General features: G+C 39.0%; 30 protein-coding genes and 1 other annotated feature. Of the genes, 28 read left to right on the top strand and 2 right to left on the bottom strand.

Going from position 1 to position 26,877, the window contains the following annotated elements; all coding sequences use genetic code 11:
- The first annotated feature begins 198 nt into the window (after positions 1–198).
- The 12 genes from ribH (at position 199) to J2Z32_RS20640 (ending at position 10,319) form a co-directional block, all read left to right on the top strand.
- Positions 199–666: a 6,7-dimethyl-8-ribityllumazine synthase gene (ribH, locus tag J2Z32_RS20695; RefSeq protein WP_210091103.1), complete on the top strand. Its 468-nt coding sequence runs from the start codon at positions 199–201 to the stop codon at positions 664–666.
- 106 nt (positions 667–772) lie between these two features.
- Complete coding sequence (locus J2Z32_RS20690; protein WP_210091102.1) at positions 773–1,570, top strand: segregation and condensation protein A; 798 nt, start codon at positions 773–775, stop codon at positions 1,568–1,570.
- Complete coding sequence (gene scpB, locus J2Z32_RS20685; protein WP_210091101.1) at positions 1,539–2,165, top strand: SMC-Scp complex subunit ScpB; 627 nt, start codon at positions 1,539–1,541, stop codon at positions 2,163–2,165. The genes J2Z32_RS20690 and scpB overlap by 32 nt, the downstream gene beginning before the upstream one ends.
- Positions 2,166–2,286: 121 nt before the next feature.
- A complete protein-coding gene (locus J2Z32_RS20680) occupies positions 2,287–2,976 on the top strand; it encodes a DUF2953 domain-containing protein (protein ID WP_210091100.1) in 690 nt (229 codons plus the stop codon).
- On the top strand, positions 2,949–3,428 hold the full coding sequence (gene ytfJ, locus J2Z32_RS20675; protein WP_210091099.1) for a GerW family sporulation protein: 480 nt from the start codon (positions 2,949–2,951) through the stop codon (positions 3,426–3,428). The genes J2Z32_RS20680 and ytfJ overlap by 28 nt, the downstream gene beginning before the upstream one ends.
- A 135-nt stretch (positions 3,429–3,563) precedes the next feature.
- Positions 3,564–4,742, top strand: coding sequence for a D-alanyl-D-alanine carboxypeptidase family protein (locus J2Z32_RS20670; RefSeq protein ID WP_210091098.1), 1,179 nt, complete (start codon positions 3,564–3,566; stop codon positions 4,740–4,742).
- A gap of 54 nt (positions 4,743–4,796) precedes the next feature.
- Entirely contained in the window at positions 4,797–5,378 is a 582-nt protein-coding gene (locus tag J2Z32_RS20665; protein WP_210091097.1) for a nucleoside recognition domain-containing protein, read from the top strand.
- A 27-nt stretch (positions 5,379–5,405) separates the two neighbouring features.
- Entirely contained in the window at positions 5,406–5,939 is a 534-nt protein-coding gene (locus J2Z32_RS20660; protein ID WP_342453985.1) for a spore maturation protein, read from the top strand.
- Between the two features lie 169 nt (positions 5,940–6,108).
- On the top strand, positions 6,109–7,143 hold the full coding sequence (locus J2Z32_RS20655) for a DUF2167 domain-containing protein (RefSeq protein WP_210091096.1): 1,035 nt from the start codon (positions 6,109–6,111) through the stop codon (positions 7,141–7,143).
- Between the two features lie 172 nt (positions 7,144–7,315).
- Positions 7,316–8,068, top strand: coding sequence for a pseudouridine synthase (locus J2Z32_RS20650; protein ID WP_210091095.1), 753 nt, complete (start codon positions 7,316–7,318; stop codon positions 8,066–8,068).
- Positions 8,069–8,204: 136 nt separating this feature from the next.
- Entirely contained in the window at positions 8,205–8,921 is a 717-nt protein-coding gene (locus J2Z32_RS20645; protein WP_210091094.1) for a response regulator transcription factor, read from the top strand.
- Positions 8,922–10,319: an ATP-binding protein gene (locus J2Z32_RS20640; protein ID WP_210091093.1), complete on the top strand. Its 1,398-nt coding sequence runs from the start codon at positions 8,922–8,924 to the stop codon at positions 10,317–10,319.
- A 542-nt stretch (positions 10,320–10,861) separates the two neighbouring features.
- On the opposite strand, the gene serA is transcribed toward J2Z32_RS20640, so the two are convergent.
- Positions 10,862–12,451 (bottom strand): phosphoglycerate dehydrogenase, encoded by a 1,590-nt coding sequence (gene serA / locus J2Z32_RS20635; RefSeq protein WP_210091092.1) that lies wholly within the window; start codon positions 12,449–12,451, stop codon positions 10,862–10,864.
- 258 nt (positions 12,452–12,709) lie between these two features.
- Positions 12,710–12,941: a binding site (T-box leader), on the bottom strand.
- A gap of 79 nt (positions 12,942–13,020) precedes the next feature.
- Positions 13,021–13,935 (bottom strand): hypothetical protein, encoded by a 915-nt coding sequence (locus J2Z32_RS20630; RefSeq protein ID WP_210091091.1) that lies wholly within the window; start codon positions 13,933–13,935, stop codon positions 13,021–13,023.
- Between the two features lie 91 nt (positions 13,936–14,026).
- Between J2Z32_RS20630 and J2Z32_RS20625 the strand changes: the two genes are divergently transcribed.
- The 16 genes from J2Z32_RS20625 to J2Z32_RS20550 all read left to right on the top strand — a co-directional run bounded on the left by J2Z32_RS20625 (position 14,027) and on the right by J2Z32_RS20550 (position 26,528).
- Positions 14,027–14,599: a CPBP family intramembrane glutamic endopeptidase gene (locus J2Z32_RS20625; RefSeq protein WP_210091090.1), complete on the top strand. Its 573-nt coding sequence runs from the start codon at positions 14,027–14,029 to the stop codon at positions 14,597–14,599.
- Complete coding sequence (locus J2Z32_RS20620; RefSeq protein WP_210091089.1) at positions 14,596–14,913, top strand: hypothetical protein; 318 nt, start codon at positions 14,596–14,598, stop codon at positions 14,911–14,913. Before J2Z32_RS20625 ends, J2Z32_RS20620 begins: the two co-directional genes overlap by 4 nt.
- A gap of 72 nt (positions 14,914–14,985) precedes the next feature.
- Entirely contained in the window at positions 14,986–15,420 is a 435-nt protein-coding gene (locus J2Z32_RS20615; protein WP_210091088.1) for a pyridoxamine 5'-phosphate oxidase family protein, read from the top strand.
- 62 nt (positions 15,421–15,482) lie between these two features.
- On the top strand, positions 15,483–15,839 hold the full coding sequence (locus tag J2Z32_RS20610) for a hypothetical protein (RefSeq protein WP_210091087.1): 357 nt from the start codon (positions 15,483–15,485) through the stop codon (positions 15,837–15,839).
- 193 nt (positions 15,840–16,032) lie between these two features.
- A complete protein-coding gene (locus J2Z32_RS20605; RefSeq protein WP_210091086.1) occupies positions 16,033–16,650 on the top strand; it encodes a genetic competence negative regulator in 618 nt (205 codons plus the stop codon).
- A 43-nt stretch (positions 16,651–16,693) separates the two neighbouring features.
- The gene (gene prsW, locus J2Z32_RS20600; protein WP_210091085.1) at positions 16,694–17,383 is read left to right on the top strand and encodes a glutamic-type intramembrane protease PrsW; all 690 of its coding nucleotides are present in this window, start codon (positions 16,694–16,696) and stop codon (positions 17,381–17,383) included.
- Positions 17,384–17,675: 292 nt separating this feature from the next.
- A complete protein-coding gene (gene ypeB, locus J2Z32_RS20595; protein ID WP_210091084.1) occupies positions 17,676–19,016 on the top strand; it encodes a germination protein YpeB in 1,341 nt (446 codons plus the stop codon).
- A 193-nt stretch (positions 19,017–19,209) separates the two neighbouring features.
- A complete protein-coding gene (locus tag J2Z32_RS20590; protein ID WP_210091083.1) occupies positions 19,210–19,863 on the top strand; it encodes a flagellar brake protein in 654 nt (217 codons plus the stop codon).
- A gap of 105 nt (positions 19,864–19,968) precedes the next feature.
- Entirely contained in the window at positions 19,969–20,166 is a 198-nt protein-coding gene (locus tag J2Z32_RS20585) for a hypothetical protein (protein WP_210091082.1), read from the top strand.
- A gap of 126 nt (positions 20,167–20,292) precedes the next feature.
- On the top strand, positions 20,293–20,997 hold the full coding sequence (cmk, locus tag J2Z32_RS20580; protein ID WP_210091081.1) for a (d)CMP kinase: 705 nt from the start codon (positions 20,293–20,295) through the stop codon (positions 20,995–20,997).
- The gene (locus J2Z32_RS20575; RefSeq protein ID WP_210091080.1) at positions 20,994–21,566 is read left to right on the top strand and encodes a lysophospholipid acyltransferase family protein; all 573 of its coding nucleotides are present in this window, start codon (positions 20,994–20,996) and stop codon (positions 21,564–21,566) included. The genes cmk and J2Z32_RS20575 overlap by 4 nt, the downstream gene beginning before the upstream one ends.
- Positions 21,567–21,691: 125 nt before the next feature.
- Complete coding sequence (gene rpsA / locus J2Z32_RS20570) at positions 21,692–22,927, top strand: 30S ribosomal protein S1 (RefSeq protein WP_210091079.1); 1,236 nt, start codon at positions 21,692–21,694, stop codon at positions 22,925–22,927.
- A 208-nt stretch (positions 22,928–23,135) separates the two neighbouring features.
- Positions 23,136–24,458: a ribosome biogenesis GTPase Der gene (gene der, locus J2Z32_RS20565; protein ID WP_210091078.1), complete on the top strand. Its 1,323-nt coding sequence runs from the start codon at positions 23,136–23,138 to the stop codon at positions 24,456–24,458.
- A 14-nt stretch (positions 24,459–24,472) separates the two neighbouring features.
- Entirely contained in the window at positions 24,473–25,081 is a 609-nt protein-coding gene (plsY, locus tag J2Z32_RS20560; RefSeq protein ID WP_245251659.1) for a glycerol-3-phosphate 1-O-acyltransferase PlsY, read from the top strand.
- Positions 25,074–26,114, top strand: a complete 1,041-nt coding sequence (locus J2Z32_RS20555) for an NAD(P)H-dependent glycerol-3-phosphate dehydrogenase (RefSeq protein ID WP_210091076.1) — start codon at positions 25,074–25,076, stop codon at positions 26,112–26,114. The genes plsY and J2Z32_RS20555 overlap by 8 nt, the downstream gene beginning before the upstream one ends.
- A 141-nt stretch (positions 26,115–26,255) precedes the next feature.
- Positions 26,256–26,528, top strand: coding sequence for a stage VI sporulation protein F (locus J2Z32_RS20550; protein ID WP_210091075.1), 273 nt, complete (start codon positions 26,256–26,258; stop codon positions 26,526–26,528).
- Positions 26,529–26,877: the final 349 nt, after the last annotated feature.

Raw genomic sequence — 26,877 nt, 5'->3', positions numbered from 1 at the left:
GTTCCTCCTTCTTCGCCTTCATTTGATAATCTAACAAATGATATTCTGCGAATGAGCGAGCTAGCGTAAGAAAAATGAAATATAAGGAGGGAGACGAACGTTTCACTTCTCCAGAATCCCTCTGTCCCTTCGCTAGTTTGGGTTAGTTGTCAACTACTAATTTAAATAATCTAAATGACCGAGAGGAAGGTTTTAATAATGGCACATATATATGAAGGAACTTTAGTATCAGAAGGTTTAAAATACGGAATTGTGGTGGCACGGTTTAATGAATTTATTACGAGTAAGCTGTTAACGGGTTCATTAGATGCTTTAAAGCGTCATGGTGTAGCAGAAGATGAAATCCATGTGGCTTGGGTACCCGGGGCATTTGAAATTCCGTTTGTTGCCCAAAAGATGGCAGAGAGTGGGAAATATGATGCTGTAATTACATTAGGGACAGTCATTCGTGGCTCAACCTCTCATTATGACTACGTATGTAATGAGGTTGCAAAAGGGGTTGCCGCAATTGGCTTAAAAACAGGAGTACCTACTATTTTCGGAGTAGTAACCACAGAAAATATTGAGCAAGCGATTGAGCGAGCAGGAACTAAGGCAGGAAACAAGGGCTGGGATGCTGCAATTTCTGCAATTGAAATGGCAAACTTGACGAAATTGATAAAATAGTGCTTATTTAATGTAGTACCTATTGTTAGGGTGACATGATTTAGTGTCTAAGCTATTACCTAACAGAGGGGTACTACATTTTTTGTAGGTTGGTGGGGGAGACGTTTTGGCAACAGTATCATATAAATTGGAGACATTTGAAGGTCCACTTGATTTGTTACTCCATCTCATCGATAAAGCAGAAATAGATATTCATGAAATACACGTTAGTGAAATTACAGATCAATATTTGGCTTATTTGCACAGTATGCAGGAGCTAGAGCTGGATGTCACGAGTGAATTTTTGGTCATGGCAGCTACACTGTTATCGATGAAAAGCAAACAGCTTCTTCCAAGACCTCCTGTCATTGAATTTGACGAGGACTTTGAATATTTAATGGATGAGGAAGAAGACCCACGTGAGGAATTGATTCGGAAGCTAATTGAATATCGAAAATATAAAGGGATTGCGACGATGCTACATGAACGCGAATGGGAGCGTAGCCAAATTTTTAGCAAGGAACCCGAGGATTTAGCTCCTTTTATGCCAGAGCGTTTAGAAAATCCTTTGCAGGGAATTCATGCAGGAGATTTGATTGCTATGTTTCAAAAGGCACTCCGTAAAGCGGCAAAACGAAATGTTGTTGCGCGGATTCAGCGAGATGAAATATCCGTTAAGGATCGGATTAGTCAGGTTGTACAAGCACTTGAAACAGTGGGACAAGGTGGACGTATGCTTTTTTCCAAGCTATTACATCCTGAAATGTATCGGCACGAAATTGTCGTAACATTTCTTGCTATTTTAGAACTAATGAAAATGAAGCAAATCGTGGTCTATCAAAGTAAAGTTTTTGAGGATATTGTGATGGAGTGGAGAGGGGAAGGCGCAACAAATGGATTTTCAGCAATTGAAGTCGATTATTGAGGGATTATTGTTTTTAGCAGGTGAAGAAGGCATTACAATGAAGCAATTTGTTGAGGTGACAGAGCAACGTAAGGAATTAATCGCAGATGCAATTGAGGAAATGCGTGCGAACTTTAAGCAGGAGGGCAGAGGACTGCAAATTTTACAAATTGCTGGCGCTTATCAGCTTGCGACGTTGCCAGAGCATGCACCATATTTTGAACGATTTGCTTATTCACCATCAAGATCGTCACTATCTCAAGCAGCGTTAGAGGTGTTATCCATCGTCGCTTATCGCCAGCCGATTACAAGAGTTGAAATTGAAGAGATTCGTGGTGTAAAGTCAGAACGGGCTATACATACACTAGCGAATCGGGATTTAATTACAGAGGTTGGACGTGCTGAGGCGATTGGACGACCTATTTTATACGGCACAACTAAACTGTTTTTGGATTACTTTGGCATGGACAGCTTAGCTGATTTACCAGAACTAAGTCAGGTAGAAGGAACGGATCAATTGGAGGAAGAAACAGATCTGCTATTTCAGAAGCTAGACCAAGAAAAACAACTCTCATTTGAGGATGTTACAGCGGAATTAGATCATTCTGAAAAATAATTAACATAAGCTCATGAGTCTGACCTTTTCGTTTCATATAAATAATCATTTCTTTTGAATGGGTTTAAGAGACCTTAGCCATACTAAAGTAGATATGATTGAAACGTAGGGGGCTTGGCCCATGTGGATTGCAATATTGGGTAGTATTGTATCACTGCTTGTTATTATTTGTGTGCTGATTTTTTTCTCTAACATTACCTGTGATATCACGATGAAAAAACATAATCATGATGAAGATATTGTTGCTCATCTTTCCTTTTTATATGGCATAGTTTCGTTTAAATATGAGGTGCCAAGTATTCGGTTTCAAAAATGGAAGGAAGGCCTTAAGCTAGAGAAAATTAAAAGCAATCACTTTTTTAACGCAAGTCAGGAAAATGAAGCAGAAACCAAAATTGACAAGGAAAAGGTAGAAGGCTGGATCAATCAACTACAAAATATGCTACTTGCAACCTTTGGTCTCAAAAAATGGATGAATCAAGCATTAAGTAAAATTACAGTGAAAGATTTAGAATGGAGCACCCATCTGGCTTTATCTGATGCTGCTCATACCGCAACGTTAACTGGTTTAGTGTGGGGAATTAAGTCTTCACTTATTGGCTTCCTTTCCTATCATCTTATTTTGCGTAAAAGTCCTGAACTTGATGTTGTGCCCGTTTTTGGCAATGTGCCCGTTTTTTTCACCAAATTTCATTGTATAGCTAAAATTCGCTTCGGTTATGCTATATATGCTGTACTAGTACTCATGTTTCGCGTGCTAAAAGTGAAAGGAGGAATGAAAAAATGGCTGAACATCCTATTCAAGGGCTAATGCAAACCGCAATGGAAAACATCAAGGATATGGTTGATGTAAATACGATTGTTGGCGAGGCAGTAGAAACGCCAGATGGCAGTGTTATTTTGCCAATCAGCCGCGTTGGCTTTGGTTTTGCCGCAGGTGGTAGTGATTTTAATATTGCTGGCATGGAGCGTGAACGTGAACCACGTTCAGGCCCAAATGGTGAGCATAGTCCCACAAGTAAACCAAGACCGTTTGGTGGAGGTAGTGGGGGCGGTGTATCCATCAACCCAATTGCTTTTCTAGTCGTTGGGAAACATGGTGTAAATATTGTACCTCTTGATAACCAAACACATTTAGCTGAAAAAGTGATTGATGCTGTCCCTCATTTTTTGGACAAAGTACAATCATTTTTTGGTAAGGATCATCATCATGATGAACCCCATGCTAACATTATTATTAGTACCGATGAATCTGCACATTAATAATGATGGTGATGCAAGGCCCTTTTCCAGTTATGGAGAGGGGCTTTTATTTATGCTTGAGTAACATACTTTAATCTTGTCCGCATATACTTGTACAAGTATTATTACAGTCCTGATCCATCGGAGGATAAATCAATGACAATAAAGAAGAGATGGCTTACAAAGTTTGGAATAGGGTATCTTTTGCTTACGATTGCTGTAGGTGGAGTTGGCTTTAGTGGACATGCTCATGCAGAAGAAAAAGACATTCCTCTCCCGCCAAAAACAAATGCACAATCATTTTCGTTAATGGATGTTACATCTGGACGCTTGCTATATTCCGAACATGGTGATGAGGAACTACCGATTGCAAGCTTAACCAAAATTATGACCGCGATCGTTGCCATTGAGCATGGTAATTTAAGTGACAAGGTAAAGGTAAGTGCAAATGCATTTGGCAAGGAAGGGTCTTCCCTTTTTCTTCGATTAGGGGAGGAGATGAGCTTACATGACATGTTATATGGTCTAATGTTAAGGTCAGGTAATGATGCTGCTACGGCGATTGCCGAACATGTTGGCGGATCTGAGCAAGGTTTTGTGTATTTAATGAATGAAACGGCGGCCTTAATTGGGCTCCAGCATACTAAGTTTCAAAACCCACATGGCTTAGATCAGGAAGGGCATTATTCTACGGCAAATGATTTAGCTAAGCTGACTGCCTATGCTTTGCATAATGAAACGTTCAAGCAAATTGTAGCTACACAATCAAAACGAGCGCAAAACCCAATTGATCCTTGGGATTATAAATGGAACAACAAAAATAAAATGCTGCGATTATATGAAGGTGCAGATGGAGTTAAAACGGGATATACCAAAATTGCGAAGCGATGTCTCGTTAGCTCTGCAACAAGAGATGGGCAACAGCTTGTTGTTGTAACGATTAATGATGGAGATGATTGGAACGATCATCGTAAGTTGCTTGATTTTGGCTTTGAGCATTATCCCCTTGCTTCACTGGTCCACAAGGGCCAACAAATTGCACCAGATATGAAGGTAGGAGATAGCTTTAGTTATGCGCTAGCACCTGGGGAGCAGGACAAAATAAAACGAAAGCTAGTGTTAAAGCAAAGTCAAAATGATGAAACCCAATTTGGTTTTCGTGGTTACATTGAAATGTATTTAGATAATGAAAAGATTGGAACCGTACCTGTATACGATAAAGATAGCTATATACCCGATTCAAAAGCATCTTCAAGGCCATCAAATGCAAACATAGACTCCAATAGCTTTGGATCCTCCTTGCGTCTCGTATTCAGGAAGTTGTTTTTAGGCTAATGCTTAAGTAGATATTGCTAGATATATACGTATGTATAAAGAGGGGAAGCCAAAATGGTTAATAAAATTTGGTTAGCATTAATTTTAATCGGCTTTATTTTTGCAGCGCTCAAGGGTGATATAAATATTGTTACACAAGCGGCATTTGAAGGGGCGACAACAGGGGTTACCGTATGCTTTGGACTTATTAGTGTGCTAGTATTTTGGCTTGGTATAATGCAGCTGGCTCAAGATTCGGGTCTTGTATCCAAAATATCAAAGCTACTAGGACCTGTCGTGTCCTTCCTATTTCCTGATGTTCCTAAAAATCATCCTGCTATGGGTTACATATTATCCAATATGAGCGCCAATTTATTAGGATTGGGGAATGCAGCAACACCGATGGGAATCCGCGCGATGCAGGAGCTACAGGAGCTAAATCCAGATAAAGAAACCGCCTCTGCTGCGATGTGTACACTGCTTGCACTAAATACTGCAAGCATTACGTTAATACCAACTACATTAATTGCAATTAGACTTAACTATCATTCAGCTAATCCGACTGAGATTGTAGGTTCAACACTGCTTGCAACTGCAATTGCGACGATGGCAGCGATTATGGCAGATCGTTGGTACCGAAGAAAAACGAAATTTTGAAGTGTGGTCTGAAAAGAGGTGATGGTTGTGCTAGCGATTATTAATATAATATCTGCTTGGGCGATTCCGATTATGATTGCTTTTATTCCTCTATATGCTTGGATCAAAAAAGTGGCTGTCTACGAATCATTTGTAGAGGGAGCTAAGGATGGCTTCTCAACCGCAATTAATATTATGCCTCATTTAGTAGGTATGATGGTAGCTATTAGTGTGTTTAGAGCCTCTGGCGCACTTGATTTTTTTGTAGGCTGGTTTACACCACTGCTAAGTAAGCTGTCGGTTCCATCTGAGATATTACCGTTAGGCATTTTACGCCCACTTACGGGCACAGGCTCCTTAGCCTTTACAACAGACCTCATTAAAACATATGGTCCTGATTCCATGATTGGTCGAATTGCATCCACTATTCAAGGCAGTACAGATACGACATTGTATGTGTTAACTGTTTATTTTGGCGCAGTAGGAATTCGTAAGGGAAGATATGCTTTAAAGGTAGGCTTGTTTTCGGACATAGTAGGATTTATTGCCGCAATTGCAGTGTGCTTGCTTATTTTTAGTTGATCATTACTTTTGTCGTACAAAGATTTCCAAATCATACAACACCAACTACTTTAGAACTAGTTCTAAGGTAGTTTTTTTGTGTGTTTTACCTTAATGCGCTATACAACTTATTACACAGCTTGTAAAATATTAACGATTAAACGAGGGAGTAAAAAGGGAGGAAATACCAGTGATTAATAAACAACGTTTTAGGTTCGGGGCATTATCATTGATGATTGCTGTTTTATTAACTACGCTGTTACCGGCACCATCTTTTGCAACAAACGAAGACGGAGCAACAAACAATACTCAACAGGAGAATCCATTAGCTAACTTGAATTGGATTGAAGGCCAAGGGCAAAGTATTGATGTTGGAACTGCTCTTGCACAATTGAAATTACCAAAAGGTTATTATTTTCTTGATGAAAAGGACTCGATCGTATATTTAAAGGAAACAGGAAATATTCCTAATGGTCGTGAAATTGGTACGATTCTTCCAGAAGATATGTCATGGTCATTGTTCTTAGAATATGAAGATACTGGTCATATTAAGGATGAAGAGAAAAGTGATATTGATGCTAGTGCACTGTTAGATAGCTATCGTAAAGGTACAGAGGAGTCCAATAAACAGCTAGATGCTAAATATCATTTAAATGTATTGGGTTGGCACGCTGAACCACATTATGATGAGAGTATACATAGCTTAACTTGGGCTACATTGTTGCAAGATGCAGAGCACAATAAACTTGTAAACTACAATACACGTATATTGACCCGTGAAGGTACAATTTCAACGATTCTTGTCTCTTCACCTGATACACTTGATAAAGATAGCGCCATCGTCCAAAAGGATATTATTGAAAATTTTTCACTTAAGGATGGAAATAAATATACTGACTTTAACCCAGATACAGATAAAGCAGCGGCTTATGGCTTAACTGGACTTATTTTAGGTGGTGCAGGTGCGGTTGTTGCTAAAAAAACAGGACTTCTTGCTTTGATTTTAGCATTTTTGAAAAAGGGATTTGTTCTTATTATTGCCGCTTTTGCCTGGTTAGGGAAAGTTATATTTGGTAAAAAGAAGAAACAGGATAACAATCCTAATGTTATGAGTGACGTACAAGAGCCTGCAATCTCAGAGACAACAACAGAAACGAAGTCTGAATCGGATGATCGTTTTAACCAGTCGGACGATCGCTTTAATTCAGATAATCGATTTAAATAAAGGGTGGCCCTATAATTAAAAATCACTCTAAAAAACTCGGTGGAAAAACATTTTCATCGAGTTTTCTTTATTTATTGCAGCAATTGTTGTGCTCTTTTAAACCGTATACGATTTTTTCTGTTGTGATTTTATGCTTTGATGGGTATCATGAATAAGAGGTGACTTAACGAACATGGAAAGATTGCAAAAAATATTGGCACAAGCAGGAGTTGCTTCTCGCCGAAAATGTGAAGAATTAATATTACAAGGGAAGGTTGAAGTCAATGACGAGGTGGTTACCACACTTGGTACAAAAGTTGACCCTTCCGTTGATGTCATTAAAGTAAATGGTAAAACTATCGGTGCCGAAAAAAAGGTATATATGATGCTTAACAAGCCTAAAGGCGTAATTACAAGCGCTTCAGATCCTCAAGGTAGAAAAATCGTAAACGATTATCTAAAAGGGGTCTCAGAGCGTCTTTATCCTGTGGGTCGTTTAGATTACGATACAGAAGGTTTATTGCTGTTAACCAATGATGGAGATTTTGCGCATATGCTTACACATCCTAAACACCATGTCCCTAAAACGTATATTGCGACAGTAAAGGGTGTACCCCATGGAACAGCTTTAGATAAGCTGAAAAAAGGCATTATGCTAGAGGATGGCATGACAGCACCTGCTGAGGTTGAATATCAAGATATTGATCCTGAAGGTAAATTTGCCACGATTTCAATTACGATCACAGAGGGTAGAAATCGTCAGGTTCGTCGTATGTTTGATGCAATTAACCATCCTGTTAATAAGCTAAAACGGATTGCATTTGGTGATTTGTTTTTGGGCAACCTGAAAAGAGGGCTTTCACGTCCGCTAACAAAAGAAGAGATTGAGGGTCTATATAAACAGGCAAGATTAGCAGGGAAAAAATCACAGAATAAAACAAAGTAAAGTGAGCATATTGTCTGGACAAGTTATGTAAAAATACTGTAACCTGTAACCAATTTGAGTTATAATGTTCGATATATGTTCACAAATATTTTTATTCCTATTCACAAATAGGGAGTGTCTGAAGGAGGTGTTGTCTATGACAGATCATGAAAACCGGATTTTGGTGGTTGATGATGAAGAACGTATTCGCCGCCTTCTTAAAATGTATCTAGAAAAAGAAGGATATGAAATTGATGAGGCGGAAGACGGTGAAATTGCGCTTAAGAAAGCGACAAATAATGATTATGGTTTGATTTTACTTGATGTAATGTTGCCTGGAATAGACGGCATTGAGGTATGTAGTCGCTTACGACAAATTAAATCAACCCCTGTCCTAATGTTAACTGCAAAAGGCGAGGAAATGAATCGGGTTCAAGGATTTGAGGTTGGTGCTGATGATTATGTTGTGAAGCCATTTAGCCCGCGTGAAGTCATTTATCGAGTCAAGGCCATTATGCGTCGTGCATCTGCTACTGCTTATTTGACAAAAGAAAGTGGTACAAGCAACAATATTGTTTTCCCTCATTTAATTATTGAGCATGATGCTCATCGTGTAACGACCAATGGACACGAAATTAGTTTAACCCCAAAAGAATATGAGCTTCTTCATTATTTGGCGATATCCCCTGATAAGGTTTTTTCGCGTGAGGAGCTGCTTAAAGATGTTTGGAATTATGAATTTTTTGGCGATTTGCGTACAGTAGATACCCATGTGAAGCGGTTAAGAGAAAAGCTAAATAAGGTATCCCCGGAAGCGGCTGCGATGATAACCACAGTGTGGGGGGTTGGCTACAAACTGGAGGTAGCTAAATAAGTGAACTTTTGGAGAACACTCGTTGGCAAGCTATGGATTACCATTATTGGTTTAGTCGCTTGTGTGATGCTAAGTTTAGGTTTATTTTTATTGCCCTACATAGATACTAATTTTACAAATCCAGAAGCAATAAAAAAGCTATTTGTGATTGTGGCGATTATTGGCTTTTCCCTCACCACTTTTTTTGCGTTGTTCTTATTTACAAAGATTACACAACCAATGCAGCAGTTGATTGCTGCGACTGACTCAGTACGCAAAGGGAACTATGATACAAGGCTGTCCTTACGAACAAGCGATGAGATTGGTGAGCTTGCGAATACGTTTAACCACATGGCAGAAGAGCTTGAAAATACGATCCAGAGCTTAAACCATGAAAAAGAACATTTAGCTAGCATCCTTAAAAGTATGACCGATGCGGTCATTACATTAGATCGAACAGGAAACATCATTTTAACCAATCCACCAGGTGAAGATGTTTTAGCGATGTGGGGGCAGCTTATTGACTCTCCAATTCCACAGCCATTACAGGATATGTTTGAGAAATTGCTACAGCAAGGTAACGATCAAAGTGAGCATGTATATGTGAAGCAAGGAACTTGGTCTGTGCACATGGCTCCTTTATTTTCCAATAATGAGCTGCGTGGTGCTGTTGCTGTGCTTAGGGACGTGACAGAAGAGGTGAATCTTGAGAAAATGCGTCGAGATTTTGTAGCCAATGTGTCCCACGAAATTAGAACGCCATTATCTATGATGCAAGGCTATAGTGAGGCTTTAATCGATGGTATGGCAACTTCACCAGAAGAAAGCCAAGAGCTAATTCAAGTTATCCATGACGAGTCACTTCGAATGGGGCGACTTGTCCATGATTTGCTTGATTTAGCTAGAATGGAAGCTGGGCATACGGAAATGGTGATGGCGCAGGTGGATTTGCATGAGCTACTTGAACGTGTTTATCGAAAGTTTTTAGTACGCGCAAAAGAGGCGGGGCTTGATCTTCATTTAGCGCTTGCCTCGGATGATCTTATTTTGTCTAAAGCAAATGAAGATCGATTAGAGCAAGTATTTACGAACCTACTTGATAATGCCTATCGTCATTCTGGTGATCATACCGTCGTGACGATTGGAGCAGAGAATATAGTACGAAATCAACAACCGATGATACATGCCTTTATTGCTGATCAGGGCATGGGAATTCCACCTAAAGATGTACCCTATATTTTTGAACGTTTTTATAAAGCGGACAAGGCTAGAGTGCGAGGCGTAGCTGGTGGAACTGGACTTGGCTTGTCGATCGTTAAAAATATTGTTGATGCACATGAAGGTGAAATTACAGTTGAAAGTGAGTTAAATGAAGGAACGGTGTTTCATCTGTTTTTCCCTGTCGAATCAAAAGGATAGATGGAATAACCCAAAAGGCAGGTTTTGCTGAATGAAAGGGATTATTCTTGTTCATCGTGGAACAATTTGCAAGCTTTGTTAAGACTCAACTAAAATAAGGGCTTGATAGCAATTCTGTGGAGGAGGCTACGATCCAGAGAGTTGTTTCGCACCGTTGTTAAAACCAGATTCCTTACAATGAGATTAAGGGTAGGAATCTGGTTTTAAAGACGCCACTCCACAATCTCTCTGTCTCTTCGCCAAGTGAGGTTGGCTGCCAAGCACTGATTTGTAAATTTAGCGCTTAAATAAGCTCTATAATTGAAAAAACCTTCTGTTAGTAGGAAAGTCTTTCAAAGCTTTCCTCGCTAACAAGAAGGTTTTTTTAATTTACTACAAAAAGTGTTTTTTAATTATCACTTTTACTTCTTCATTTTTAATTAGTGGTTGTCAAAAATAGGGCCTGAGTATAATGTAAGGAATCTGGTTTCAACAACGATCGAAAGAACTCTCTGGATCGTAGCTGTCCACCTTCAAACGCTGACAACCACTAATTTACGCTTCTATTTAAACTCGATTTGCTTCGCCTTATTAATTTCAGTAACTTTAAGCAAGGCATCAATGACATTTTTATCGAGCTCTTTATCAACGGAAAGAACCATGATCGCTTCTCCGCCAACTATTTTACGACCTACCTGCATCGCCGCGATATTAACTTCATTTTCGCCAAGTAATGTACCTACTTTACCGATAATTCCCGGTTTATCATTGTGAGAAATAAACAATAGGTTACCATGTGGTGCAACATCAACTGGGAATTTATTAATTTGTACAATACGTGCACCATACCCATTTAATAAAGTACCAGCAATTCGTTGTTCTGAATCATCTTCACCTTTAAGTGCAACAGTCACTAGGTTCGTAAAGCCCTTAGTCGCAACCGTCTTAGACACAACAACGTTAATATCACGTACTTTTGCTAAATGCATAGAGTTGACGATGTTAACATCCTCCGCAAAGTGACGGGATAATACACCTTTAATAATGTAGCGAGTAAGTGGTTGTGTATCCACCTCAGATAAGTCACCTGCATAGTCGACATGAATTTCTTTTACTGCTTGATGATTAAGCTGGGAAGCAAATGTCCCTAGTTTTTCACCTAATTCAAAATATGGCTGTAATTTATTCATGACGCTTGGTGCAACTGGTGGCATATTAACCGCATTTCTAAACGGCTCATTCCGCAAAATGTGTAAGACTTGTTCAGATACATCAATCGCAACATTTTCTTGTGCTTCCACTGTAGATGCACCTAAATGTGGCGTAACAATAATTTTAGGATGGTTTAAGAACGGATGATCCGCTTCAGGTGGTTCTTTTTCAAATACGTCAAAGGCTGCGCCTGCAACGATGCCATCATCAATCGCTTTTACTAGTGCAGCTTCGTCAACTACGCCTCCACGTGCACAGTTAATAATCCGCATTCCTTTTTTCATTACATTAAATTGCGCTGTAGAAATCATATGCTTCGTTTCTGGTGTTAGCGGAGTATGGACCGTAATAAAATCAGCTTCACGGACAACTTGATCAACCGTTGCAAGTGTGATACCTAGCTTTTCAGCACGTTCCTCGGTCAAGAATGGATCGTAGCCTAAAATATCCATGCCAAAGGCTTTTGCACGTTTTGCAACCTCACTTCCGATACGCCCCATACCAAGTACACCAAGCTTTTTATTACGAAGCTCAACACCAAGGAATTTACGATCCCATGTGCCCGTAATCGTCTTGGCATAAGCTTGAGGGATATGTCTAGCAAGTGCCATCATCATAGCAAAGGCATGTTCACAGGTTGTAATGGTGTTTCCATCAGGCGCATTAATGACAATAATGCCTCGGCTTGTTGCTGCATCCAAATTGATGTTATCAACACCAACGCCTGCACGTCCAATAACTTTTAATTTGGTAGCTGCATTCATCACTTTTTCAGTTACCTTTGTCTGGCTACGTACAAGCAAAGCATCGTAATCGCCAATAATTTGAATTAATTCATCTTCACTCAGGCCTGTTTTTTTATCCACCGTTACATCTTGTGCATCAATCAACTGCTCAATACCTAAGTCACTAATTGGATCCGATACTAATACCTTTAACATGTTAATCCTCCTAAAAATTTGATGAGCCAAGCATAATGACAAATGCTAGAGCTTTTATATAGCATTGCCGCTAAAGTTAGAATAAAATAAATAATCAATATCTATCTTAGGGCATTCGCTTCTACTGTAAATGCTTCTTTGCATTAATGTTTTGCTAATGCAGTGGAGCAAAGGATAAGGGTGTATAAAGTCTCGTTTCTCTACAAAAATCCTTGGAACAAAAATAAAAAAACTCTCAATCCGCATACTAATTCCTTAGTAAGGGACGAGAGATATTCGTGGTACCACCCTAATTCGCTGTATTTTCGCAAATCCAGCCTTGTGATGTCTTAAGACAACAAATGATAACGGACTTTATCCGATTACGCCTACTACAAATTTCAACGTAATAACTCAGGAGCGCTAAAGTATAACTTTCAACTACCGGTTCACAGCACCACCGGCTCTCTGGGAGTCTCATTCGTTAACTTTGTTCCTTCTTCGTGTTTGCTATAGTTTAATTTTCAATAATGTACCACGACCTATGAAGCCTGTCAATAGGTGTAGTTTACACTAAATTAGTCCTTAACCTAGTCCTCAACAAAAAACGGTAACGTTGGAAGAAACTCTCCAACATAATAAGCGTTTCTCCATTTAACGAATTCCTTCTTCTGTACAGCCTCGGTTTCTGTGAGGATTTTCACAATGGAAGTGATCGTTTCAAGCTTCAAGGTTGCAGCTTTGCCGCTGTTAATCATTTGATCTATTTTGGCTGTCATATCTTGTGGCAGGTATGATACGTAAAGTGTATTCTTTAGCATAATATCTGTCACTGCTTTATTTTTAATGGACAAGGAGAAACCTTTCCATTGCTTAATCGTAGTATTGTTATTAAATGTGTAATCTGTTGCGACGTTATGATTGCTTTTTGCAGTCCACTTTAAAATTGATGTATAATATTTTTTCTGAGCCTGTAATCCATAAGTTATTGCTTTAGAAGTAAAATTGTTTTCGTACAAAATATTTCTTAATTGGTCTACATTTTTGTTCTCATTTAGAATGTTGCCAATCCCTTGATCAAAAAGCTTAAGACTTTTAAGAATGTCATTATGCGATTCCTTTAGCAAAGGTGATTCCGCAGCGATTGAGTTTGCTGCAATTTGCTCATATTGCTTTTGAGCCTCGGAGCGAATTTTCTTTAACGCTTCTTTAGATTTAGCAGATGTATCACTTTGCTTCACGATGTCAGACATTTTATCAAAGTGATCTTTGAATTGCTGATAAGGCTGAAACACGACATAATAATATGTAACTAAATCTTGCTGCTCATAGGAAGAAGAGGATTCTAATTCTGGTGGTGAGGTTTTAAGATAGCTATATTTAGCTTCAGTCTGGCTTACACCCATTCTTAATCCTAAATAAAACGTACCAAATGCAATAATAAGTGTGCTTAAAAAACCAATTACAAACATAACTTCAACCTTAATTTTACGTTTATGTATCATAGTGATATAGACGCTCCTAACCAATAATTTGGGTCCCACTTAAGTATGCTTGGGTAAAAATACATTCAAAAGAATAGGACTAGATTACGTAATGAAAAAACTAAAAATAAAAAAACCTGTTGTGTTAACTGATCGTTTGTTGCTAATTAATTTATACCTAACTCAAGGACTTACTTTATTTATCGGTCTCATCCTCATATTTTTTCAGAAAAGAAGTCCTTTTTCTGTAATGGAATTTCCTAAAAGTGACGAATTTTTGTACTACGGCATCGGACTAGCATTAATTATGTTTTTAGTTGACTTAATTATTTCAAGATTTATCGGTGAGGAAAGTTTAGATGACGGAGGAATTAACGTATTATTGTTTCGTAAAAGGCCTGTGTGGCACATCGTTGTTATATCGATCGTTGTAGCGATATGTGAGGAGCTTTTATTTCGTGGAGCCATTCAATATGCAATAGGTCCTTATTGGACTAGTATTTTATTTGCCCTCATTCATGTGCGTTATTTAAATCATTTTATTCCAACCGGTTGGGTGTTTCTCAGTAGCTATGGTTTGGGTTTTATTTATATTGCGACAGGTACCTTATGGGCACCTATATTATGTCACTTTCTCATTGACTGTATCTCTGGTTTAGTGATTAAGTTTCGGAGGGAATTATGAGCGAACAAAATTTAAGTAGAATAAAAAAGTTCGGTAGGAGGAGAAAACTGTCAACGGAGCAGGAAAATCCATCTTCTGAATTTGTCTCAACACAACCAGAGGGAGATTCTGGCGTATCTGGTCATTATTTTGACGAGGATGAATCCAGTGTAAGTGATATGCCGTCACGGAGGGAGTTATATCCTTCACAGCGTTTGAAAATAACGAGATGGTTTTTTAATTTCCTTTTGTTTATTTTTGTAGTTATTTTATTTATGCTGCTTTGGTGGGGAATCAGTGAGTCCCCTTGGGGCAAGGTTCATGTTGGTAGTTGATTTTGTATGGATTGGGCAATACTATGGTGTACGCAAAATTACTACTTTAGCAAAAGGAGTGTTTTAGACACCATGGACAATCATCAACTAAACAATAAAGCAGAGTTGGAACAAAAAATTATTTCAACCTTGGACCAACACCATATTGCATCCTTTGCAACGGTTGAGGAAGGAAAGCCAAAGCAACGATACATGGCAATGCAGCATGACGGCTTAGATATTCATTTAGCTACAGATCGTCGCAGTGCAAAAGTGGATGAGCTGAAGCAAAATCCAAATGTTAGCTTGTTATTGGGTGCTGACGCAGGAGATAAGCATGAAATTGTTGAAATTGAAGGGAAATGTAGCATTACAAGTAATGAACAGCTTCGACATACGATGTGGAAGGAAGAGTACAAGCAATGGTTCAAAGGACCAGACGACCCTAACTACGTAGTGCTTGATATTACGCCAAATACAATTATTTATTATGATCATTCTACGGAAGAACAAGTGTGGCATGCATGAGTTTGCATTAAGATGAGAACAATAAGCTTGGCTTTAAAATATTTAAAGGAGGCTGTTCGCATATGAAATCATCTTCATTTTTATGTGGAGTGTTTTTGGGTGCAGTTAGTGCAATGCTTATAAACAGAAATAAAGCACTCATGTCCGCTGGTAAAGAGGCAGGGATGATGTGGAACTGGTCTAGCCTAAAATCTGGTGACAGTTGTAAAACACATGATAAGGAGCATCACCATTCCACTTGTCATACTGATGACAAACATGAAAAGGTACACCCTAGTTCAAGCGGACTCCATGATGAGACGCATATGAAGCAATCCAATTTAAAGCAAATCACCAACTTTATAAAAAGTAATCCAGAGGTACGTAAAGAAGTGGAAGGTATCCTAAAGGAAACAGGCACGATTATCCCAGGATTGTAAAAAAACTGACCACTTTTGAATCATTTTCCACGAGGATTTTAGCCTTGCGGAAAATGATTCTTTTTTTGTCTATTTTATTGCGTGCATTTCATGAAAAATAATGATAACATACTTACAAAGAACCATTTCCAGCACATATTGCAGAGGGAATCATAATCTGTTATTACAAGCTTGGAGAGGAGGGTCCTGTTTTATGAAAATTGAAAGATTAGGTCAGGATAAGATACGGATTTTCCTCACATTTGATGATCTTAGCGAACGCGGCATCCAGAAAGAGGATATGTGGCAGGAGATTCCTAAAGTTCACGACTTGTTCACTGAAATGATGGATCAAGCTTATAGTGAAGTTGGCTTTGATGCTACAGGACCTTTGGCTGTTGAAGTTTTTGCATTGCCAGCTCAAGGGATGGTAGTCATTGTGACAAGAGGAAAATACGATCACCATAGTGATGATAGATCATCCTATGAGGATGAAATACCGGATGAGGTTTACGAAATGGAAGTCACATTAGAGCAAACCGATACAATTCTGTACTCATTTGATGATTTCGAGATTCTAATTGAAGCCGCACATGTGTTGCGACATATGATTCCGGACGTAGGTGTACTTTATAAGTATAATCGAAGCTGGATTTTGCAATTGGAACCTGAAGAAATAGAAGAAGGCAAACAACCTGCTGTAATCGCTGTGTTGGCTGAATATGGGGAAGCAACCTCTGTCACCTCGGCAGTTTTAGAGGAATACGGACAGGTGGTTATGGCTGAGAAAGCAATTGAAGTAATTTGCAGCCATTTTAAGAGAGTGAACTAAAGCGTGAGAATGCATAGGTAGCAAGGCGGGAGGGGGAGAATCGTTGCTATTATTCTCAATATTAATTGCAGCGGTAGCCCCTGGCTTTGCCTTGCTGACTTTCTTTTATTTAAAGGACAAGTATGATTCTGAACCATTACATTTAGTACTTAAAATGTTTTTTCTTGGTTTTTTGATTGTTGTACCTGTCATGATTATTCAACGAGGACTCGTGATTTGGCTTGGAGAAGGATCTTTTGTTTCGGCTTTTCTCATTTCTGCCGGGATTGAGGAAACGCTAAAGTGGATTGTGTTATTTTATTTTATATATCATCATGCTGAATTTGATGAACCCTACGATGGAATTGTGTATGCAGTTGCGATCTCACTTGGCTTTGCTACTGTAGAAAACGTATTGTATGCGATGAGTAACCAAGTGTTTTTCGGAACAGTGTTGCTAAGAGGCTTATTGCCTGTTTCTGGACATGCCCTATTTGGGGTCATGATGGGATACTATTTAGGGCTAGCTAAATTTACGAAACAATGGAAAAGCCGAAGAATATTATTATATTCTCTTTTAATTCCATGGTTTTGGCATGGTGTATATGATTGGATTTTAGAGAACATTCTAGACTACTGGATATGGTACATTGTTCCTTTGATGTTATATTTTTGGTATGGAGGCTTAGGAAAAGTATATCGCGCCAATAAACGTTCTCCTTTTAGAATGATGAAGACAAGAGGAATGGATTAATTTCCCAAAATAAGGACACCCTAATGATGTAAAAAATCAAAGGGGTGTTTTTTATTGCGTGTTAAAATCAAAATTACTTGTAAAACGTGTGATGAAAAATTCATTTTGCGCGGAACTTATATCCATGGAGAACTGGTAACCGGTTTTAAACAGTGTATTTGTGATAATGAAATACATTTTAAAATTGAAAGTTATGAGCCATAAAAACCAAAAATATAAAAACATGAATAAAGCTTCTTTTTTCTTGTCAAACTAACGTCAAGTTAGAAATAGAAAGGAGAGCGTATAAATAATGTATAAACGACTAAGTGCTATATTATTTCCTGTAATGACTCTTTTATTAATCGGTTCTGTCGTATGGGGGTATCAGGAAAACCAAGAGAAAAATGCGATTTTAATTAAAGCTGAAAACAATTATCAACGTGCCTTTCATGATTTATCCTTTCATGTAGATCGTCTACATAATGAGCTTGGCAATACGTTGACGTTAAATTCAGCTTCTGTGGGCGCACAACGCAAGGGACTTGTAAATGTGTGGAGAATTACGAGCGAAGCACAAAATGAAATCAGTCAATTACCTGTGGCGATGCTTCCATTTAATAAAACAGAAGAGTTTTTATCTCGAATCTCTAAGTTTTCTTATCAGGCTTCCCTTCGAGATTTGACTAAGTCGCCACTCACCGAAAATGAAATGAAAAATTTAAAACAGCTGCATAAAAGTGCAGAGGAAATTGCCAAGGATTTGCAAGGCGTTCAGGATAAAGTTATAGGCAATCGTTTACGGTGGATGGATGTAGAGACCACCCTTGCAACGGCAAAACAAGGCGGAGACAGTACAATTATAGATGGGTTCAAAATGGTCGACAAAAAGGTTGGGGAATACCCAGAGCTTGATTGGGGACCAACGATTTCAAATCTATACACCAGACGTTCCGTTAAGAAAATAGGGGAAAAGCCGATTAACCAAGACGAAATTATGAAGAAAGCAGCTCAATTTACAGGTGTGAAGGATCACTCCGCGATTAAGGTTACTGAAAACGGACGTGGAACAGAGTGGGCTTCCTATCGTGCGAAAATAGATAGTAGCAAAGATGGAGAATATGCAACTTTAGATTATACACGTAATGGCGGTCATTTAATTACATTTAACTATGAGCGTACACTTGGGAAGCCTAAGCTATCCTATGGTGAAGCGAAGCAACAAGCAGATGGATTTTTGAAAAGTAAAGGTTATGATGATGTTGTTGCCGTTAGCTATGATCAGTTTGGTGAGGTGGGTAATTTTACCTATGCAAGCACAAGAGATGGTGTTGTTGTATACCCTGAGAAAATATCACTACGTGTTGCATTAGATAACGGACAAGTAACAGGGATGCAAGCAAGTGACTATGTTTATGAAAAGGATAATGGCGTAAATATTCCAAAAGCGAAGTTAACTGCGGCTCAAGCGAAAAAGTATTTAAATCCTGACTTTAAAGTGAAATATGATCGCTTAGCGTTGATTAAAAACGATATGTCTGAGGAAGTATTAACGTATGAGTTTGGCGGAGAAATCAATAAAACAGAATATCGAATTTATATTAATGCGGACAATGGCAACGAGGAAAGCATTGAACGTGTGAAAAATAAATAAAAAAAGTAACAAAAAATGTTTAAAGAGAACTGTACTGCACGTGGCTAAAATGCTGCGAATGCTAGTACAGTTCTTTTTTTTGTGATAAGCCCGTAATGTATTAAAAGTGTCAAGTGATTCATGCAAAATGAAGAGCTACATGCTATAATCGTGTAGTAATATTGATCTAATATAAGTAGGGGCGGGTGAGGACTTGTTACCTAAAGTCAATGATTTGTTGTACATCCAGGTTGCGTCAGCAGAGGAGAATAACACAGATAAAGAATGCAAATCCAGAATTGCGGATGTACAGGATGAATTTATGCTGATTGAGGTCCCTATTGAAATAGGAAGTGGTCGTGTCAAAAGGTTATATACTGGTGATGAGCTTTCGATTTACTTCTTAACAGAAGGTGGGGTTAAAAATTATTTTAATACGTATGTACTTGGATTTAGTGATGATGTCATCCATCTCATAAGAATACGTAAACCTGAACCAGAGAATATTACCAAAATTCAAAGAAGGAACTTTTTAAGAGTAACAGCCAAGCTAGAAATTGCGGTACAGCTAAAGGATCAAAGTCGATTTATTGCTTTAACAGAAGATGTAGGTGGCGGGGGATTAGCTTTTCGTTATGAAGGGCATCGTCAATTAGTGCAAGGTGATGAAATCTACTGCTGGCTCTTAATTTCCTATAAAAATGGATCAATTGATCACGTCCCTTTTGAGGCTGAAATTGTAAGAACCAAGCAATTGGACAATGGGCATCATATGATTTTTCTGAAATTTACAAGTATTTCGGATATGGAGCGGCAAAAGCTGATTCGCTATTGTTTTGAACGTCAGTTTGACTTTAGAAACCGTTAGGAATAATTGTAAATATTTAGATGTGCAAACTACGAATGGTTTTATTATGGAGTGGACATGCTGGTGATAATAATACAAAGCATCATTTTTAGGAGGCTAATCAGCATGGATTCACGACAAGAACAGGAAAATTACATAAGGTTATTTCTCGTGTTTTGTCATATCATTGAGCCTTGGCTAAAAAGAGTTGCTATTTTATTGCTTGTATTGCTTATTGTTTTCCAGGGGGCACTATGTGTGCCTGAAATCCGAAGTATTTTATCTTCGGCGGAAAGATTAGAAGGGGTGCGAATTGTACCTTAAATGAGTCTAAAAAGGCTATAATATCACACTTGTCTTTTGCATGAACCTGTGATGTGTGGTATAATTTTCACGTCGCAGGCAATGCCTGCTTTTTTAGTGAGCAAGACTTGAGGAGGAAATAACCTGTTGGCAAATGGGGTTTCACTACAACATAACAAAATTAACATCGCCATAGATGGACCGGCAGGTGCAGGTAAAAGTACGATTGCCCGTATGGTCGCAAACCAGCTTGGTTATGTGTATGTAGATACGGGGGCAATGTACCGCGCAGCTACCTTGTATTTTGTTGACAAAGGTATTCCACCAGAGCAATCTGTGGACATGCTAGAAGCACTTAATTCGCTTCAAATTGTGCTTGAGCCAGGCGAAGAGCGTCAACAAGTATTTTTGAATAATAGAAATGTAACAGATGAAATTCGTTCTAATGCTGTAAATAATATTGTGTCGCAATACTCACAGCTGGAGGCGCTCAGAACAAGATTAGTTGCCTTACAGCAGCAGATGGCTACGCGCAAAGGTGTTGTCATGGATGGCCGAGATATTGGGACAACCGTTTTGCCTGATGCAGAAGTCAAAATATATATGACTGCTTCAGTGGAAGAACGGGCAGCACGTAGATATAATGAAATGTCAGACAAAGAATCCATTACACTTGAACAGCTAAAACAAGATATCCAGCAGCGTGATCAGCTAGACCAGCAAAGAGAGATTTCGCCACTGACACAAGCGCATGATGCTATATTGTTGGATACAACTTCTATGACAATTGAACAAGTGGTGGATGCAATTATTTCATATTGCAATAGGCAAGGGATGGAGAGCAAAGCATGATCTATAATTTTGCTGTAGCAGTGCTTAGAGTGTTATACAAATTGTTGTTCCGCTTAGAGGCAACAGGAATTGAGCACGTTCCAAAAGAAGGTGGCGTAATACTTGCTTCCAACCATATTAGCAATTTTGATCCACCTACGATTGGGATTTTGCTGGATCGCAAAGTTCATTTTATGGCGAAAAAGGAATTGTTTGAGGTTTGGGGTTTTGGATGGCTTATCACTCAACTAGGTGCATTCCCTGTTAAACGTGGAGGAGTGAGTAAAGAGTCCATAAAAAACTCATTAAATATATTACGCAGTGGTAAGATCATGGGCATCTTTCCTGAGGGGAGTCGTCATGATCAAGGAGATGGAAAAAAAGGAGCCGCAAGCTTCGCTTTACGAAGTGATGCAGCGATTGTTCCTGTTGCCATTGTTGGTAACTATAAATTGTTCCGTAAGGTGAGAGTTATTTATGGGGAGCCACTTGATTTGGCAAAATATAAAGAAAATCCCTCGCCAGATAACGTTGATTTGTTAACTGCCGAGCTGATGAATAAAATTACGGAATTGAAGTTAGCTGGGTAATCATTGTAATATAATAAGATAGAATTATTTGCTTACAGTCATTATTTATTATTTTATTTACGTTTTGAACCTCGCGAAGTGCGGGTTTAAATAAATGGTTTTTTTGAATTGAGGAGGGTATTGACATGTCGGAAGAAAACAATGTGCAAGAAACGAATGAAGTAGTGAATCAAGATCAATTGGAGCAAATCGTATCTTTGAAAAAAGGGGATACCGTCAAAGGCACCATTATCAAAATTGAAGATAACCAAGCTTATGTAAGCATTGGATATAAATATGACGGTATTATACCTATTCGTGAGTTATCATCCCTTCATTTAGAAAATGCAGGTGATGTCGTTGAGGTTGGACAAGAGGTAGAAACAAGAATCGTTAGCATTGACGATGAAAAAGAACGTCTTGTTTTATCCAAACGTGCAATCGATAGCGAAAACGCTTGGGACGTATTAGCACAACGCTTTGAAAATGGTGAAGTTTTTGAAGTTGTTGTAGCTGATGTTGTTAAAGGTGGTATCGTTGCAGATGTTGGCGTACGTGGTTTTATTCCTGCATCTATGGTAGAACGTCATTTTGTTGAGGATTTCACTGATTATAAAGGACGTACACTTCGTGTTAAAGTGAAGGAACTTGATCGTGAAAACAATAAAGTGATTTTATCCCAAAAAGATGTCTTAGACGAAGAATTTGCTGCAAATAAAGCGCAAGTTATGAGTGGATTAAAGGTAGGACAAGAGCTTGAAGGTACAGTACAACGCTTAACCGATTTTGGTGCATTTGTTGACGTAGGTGGCGTTGATGGTCTAGTACACGTATCAGAAATTTCTTGGTCTCATGTAAATAAACCTGCTGATGTATTAGCTGAAGGTCAACAAGTAAACGTGAAGGTGCTTAAAGTTGAGCCGGAAAAAGGTAAAATCAGCTTAAGTATTAAAGCAGCTACACCGGGTCCTTGGGAAACTGCTTCAGAGCAATTCAAAACAGGTGATGTTGTATCTGGTGAAGTTAAACGCATTGCTGATTTTGGTGCTTTCATTGAAATTGCCCCTGGTGTTGAAGGGTTAGTGCATATTTCTCAAATTTCTCACAAGCACATTAATACACCACATGAGGTTCTTAAACAAGGCCAAACAGTGCAAGTGAAGGTGCTTGATGTGAATGTTGCTGATAAACGTATCAGCTTAAGCATTAAAGAAACAGAAGAAGCTCCAGAGCAAGAGCTAAGAACGGATAAGCCTGCTCGTGGCGGAAATAGTGTAAGAAAAGAAGATTTGGGAGATAATCCTAATGTATCCCTAAGTGGTCAAGGTCTTAGCATTACACTTGGCGAGCGTTTCGGCGATAAGCTTAGCAAATTGAAATAATCGGGATATCAGCATGCATAAAATCGGCGGACCCCCAAGGCGGTGGTTCGTCGTTTTTTGTTTCATGTCGATTTCCCATTTCACACATTTTTTGCTATGATGAGAAGCGTGAAAAATGGGGATTTGGACATCAAATATCAGCTTCACTCGATTTTATTGTGTTGAAGTTGCTTAGTAGTATATAAAATGAAGTGCAGGAGGTATGTCTATGGCAAGGCCAGTAGTTGCTATTGTTGGAAGACCTAACGTAGGGAAATCAACGATATTTAATCGTATTATTGGGGATAGACTCGCAATTGTTGAAGATAAACCTGGTATAACAAGAGACCGTATTTATGGTGTAGGAGAATGGAACGGCAAATCGTTTAGTATCATTGATACAGGCGGTATTGAAATGGATGATGAAGAGCCGATTTTAAAATCTATTCGTGTGCAAGCAGAGCTTGCGATTGAAGAGGCGGATGTCATTGTATTTATGACAGATGCCAAGACAGGTGTAACTGGCTCAGATGAAGAAGTTGCTAATATTTTGTACCGTTCAGGTAAGCCTATTATTGTTGCTGTAAATAAAGTGGATAATTTAGAACGTGCAGATCATATTTATGAGTTCTATAACCTTGGATTTGGTGAGCCAATTGGAGTATCTGGAAGTCATGGTACGGGGATTGGTGATTTGCTTGATGCGATCACAGACAATTTACCAGAGCTAGAGGATAACGAATATGACGATGATGTTATCCGTGTTGCATTGATTGGACGTCCTAATGTAGGTAAATCCTCATTGGTGAATGCGATTCTTGGAGAAGAGCGTGTTATCGTTAGTAGCATTGCTGGCACAACCCGTGATGCGATTGATACGCCATTTGAAAAGGATGGACAACGTTATGTCCTCATTGACACGGCTGGCATGCGAAAACGTGGTAAGGTGTATGAAACGACGGAGAAGTATAGTGTGATGCGCGCTATGAAGGCGATTGAACGTGCAGACGTCGTTTTAGTTGTTGTTAATGGCGAAGAAGGCATTATTGAGCAAGACAAGCATATTGCAGGTTATGCTTATGAAGCAGGAAAAGCAACGATGTTTGTTGTGAATAAATGGGATGTTGTTGAAAAAGATGATAAAACGATGCAACAGTTTGAACAGAAAATTAGAGATCACTTTTTGTTCATGACCTATGCACCCATCGTATTTTTATCAGCAAAAACAAAGCAACGCTTGCATAAGCTATTACCAGTTGTCCAGCATGTCGCGGATCAGCACTCCAAGCGGGTACAAACTCATCTGTTAAACGATGTCGTGTCAGATGCAATTGCCATTAATCCACCACCAACGGATAAAGGTCGCCGTTTACGGATTAACTATGTGACACAGGTTGCTGTAAAGCCACCTACCATTGTGGTGTTCGTAAATGATCCATCCATCATGCATTTCTCCTATGAACGTTACTTAGAAAATAAAATTCGTGCTGCATTTGATTTTGAGGGTACGCCAATTCGGTTGTTTACTCGCCGTAAGTCAGACGAAGGATAGGGGAGAGTTCTGTGATGTGGTCAATCATTGCGATCGTGCTTAGCTATTTAATTGGCTCCATTAGCTTTAGTGTCGTATTAGCCAAGCTGCTAAAAGGCATTGATATTCGTCAACATGGTAGTGGCAATGCAGGAGCAACAAATACATTACGTGTACTTGGCAAAGGGCCTGCGATTATGGTGCTTGTGCTGGACATATTAAAAGGCATCATAGCCATCTGGCTTGGAGTTTTGCTTGGGAATGGATCAGAATGGATTCCAGCTATTTGTGGACTTGCTGCGATTGTTGGTCATAATTGGCCGATATATTTTCACTTTCGTGGTGGAAAAGGGATTGCCACTACCATTGGGGTAATGGCTACCCTGTCCTTTTTGCCTGCACTTTACGCAGGGATTGTTGCCATTTTGTGCATCGTATTTACGAGATATGTTTCATTGGGATCTTTGATCTTTGTGTTTTTAACTCCAATCTTTTTAGGCTTGCTACAGCCAATTAATGCTGTTTTTTGGAGTAGTCTAATTATTTGTCTCTTTGCATTTTGGCGGCACCGCAGTAATATTGTGAAGCTTGTGCATGGAAAAGAAAATAAGCTAGGTTCTAAGGGAGGAAAGCAAGTTGGGTGAGAAGGTAGCTGTACTCGTAGCAGGTAGTTGGGGAACTGCGTTAGGCAGTGTGCTAGCAGATAACGACATGAATGTTATGATCTGGACGAGAAGTGAAGCCCAGCGTGATGAAATTAACAATAAACATAGCAATGAACATTTTTTGCCTGGTGCTGTACTTCCTGCAAACCTAGTTGCGACATGTGATATGGAGCAGGCAGTGACTGGTGCAAAAGCAGTCGTTATTGTTGCGCCCTCTTCCGCAGTTAGAGATGTAAGTCATAGCCTCAAAGCGTATTGGACCAATGAAATGACAGTGATACATGCAACAAAAGGTTTTGAAACGGAAAGCCTGAAGCGAATTTCTACAGTCATTGCAGAGGAGCTAGAATGCGATGAAAATGAAATTGTTGTATTGTCTGGTCCAAGTCATGCAGAAGAGGTAGTAAAGCGTTGCCCTACAACGATTGTTGTGGCTTCACTTAATGATGAACGTGCTAAGCTTGCACAAGATTTGTTCATGAATACTTATTTCAGAGTATATACTAACCGAGATGTGATCGGAGTAGAGCTTGCGGGCGCATTCAAAAACATTATTGCTTTAGGGGCAGGTCTATCTGATGGACTAGGTCATGGGGATAATGCAAAAGCTGCTCTAATTACGCGAGGTCTAGCTGAAATTACGCGAATTGGGGTAGAAATGGGGGCCAACCCATTAACCTTTGCAGGTCTTGCTGGGATTGGGGACTTAGTAGTGACGGCGACAAGTCAGCATAGTCGTAACTGGCGAGCAGGTTACATGTTAGGGCAAGGGAAGTCCTTAGAGGATGTATTAAGTCAAATGGGCATGGTTGTAGAGGGAATCCGAACGACAAAAGCAGCTCATGTCATCTCAAATAAATATAATGTACAAATGCCAATCGCGGCACAAATATATCATGTTTTGTTTGAAGGGCTTGATCCCAGCATTGCGGTGGATGCATTAATGGGCAGAGATCGAAAGACAGAAATGGAAATGATTTCATTGCAAACCTATGAACAATGGCACACTTAATGGATTATAACTGTTTATGGTGCTATGTATTAGACTATAACTTTGGTTACATAGGCTATATATAGGCTCAGTAGGGCTTCACCAAACGTTTTCTCCCCTCATACACTGTCTTGAGGACAGCAGAGGAGGTAAGAGAAGAGTATGAGTAAAGTTCCTAAGGATGCGTTGAATGCGATTAACAAAAAAGCAGGAAAGCACATTTCTGATAACCAAGTAAAGAAGCTTGCTAGTACAGTAAAGCCGTCTACAATGCAAAGTGAGGCTGAGCTTCGGAAATTGATTAAGCAGGTTTCTGCTGTAGCAAAAGTACCTGTATCAGAAAGTACCATTAATGAAATTGTTGGTGCTGTCAAAAAAAGCGGGATGAATCCATCCAATATGGAAGCACTTATGAAATTAATGATGAAAAAATAGTTGTCTGAAATCCTATTGTACCTTTGCAATAGGATTTTTTTTGTCTCTTGGTCTATCAATCCTAGTGGATACATAGTATTTAAATAGGCAGAATATGATTTGCTGTAAAGTATTGGTAGGTTTACTTCATGGCGAAGCAGCAACTTGCAAAAAAAAATGGGCGTAACATGCTTCTACTGTCATAATTACGCATCTAGTACATATGATGATACTAGTCCAAATGCATGTACGAGTTAACGCCGCTTCGTTTAAGTCATTCTCCACGTAGATGTTTAGCGGCGGACACGAAGCTCTAGGAGCGCCGCTCCTGCCGTAGTATTGGTAATAATTATTCATAATTTAAAACGAA

The organism is Paenibacillus turicensis, assembly GCF_017873435.1.
Taxonomy (GTDB): domain Bacteria; phylum Bacillota; class Bacilli; order Paenibacillales; family Paenibacillaceae; genus Fontibacillus; species Fontibacillus turicensis.
This window is presented reverse-complemented; position numbering and strand designations above follow the sequence as displayed.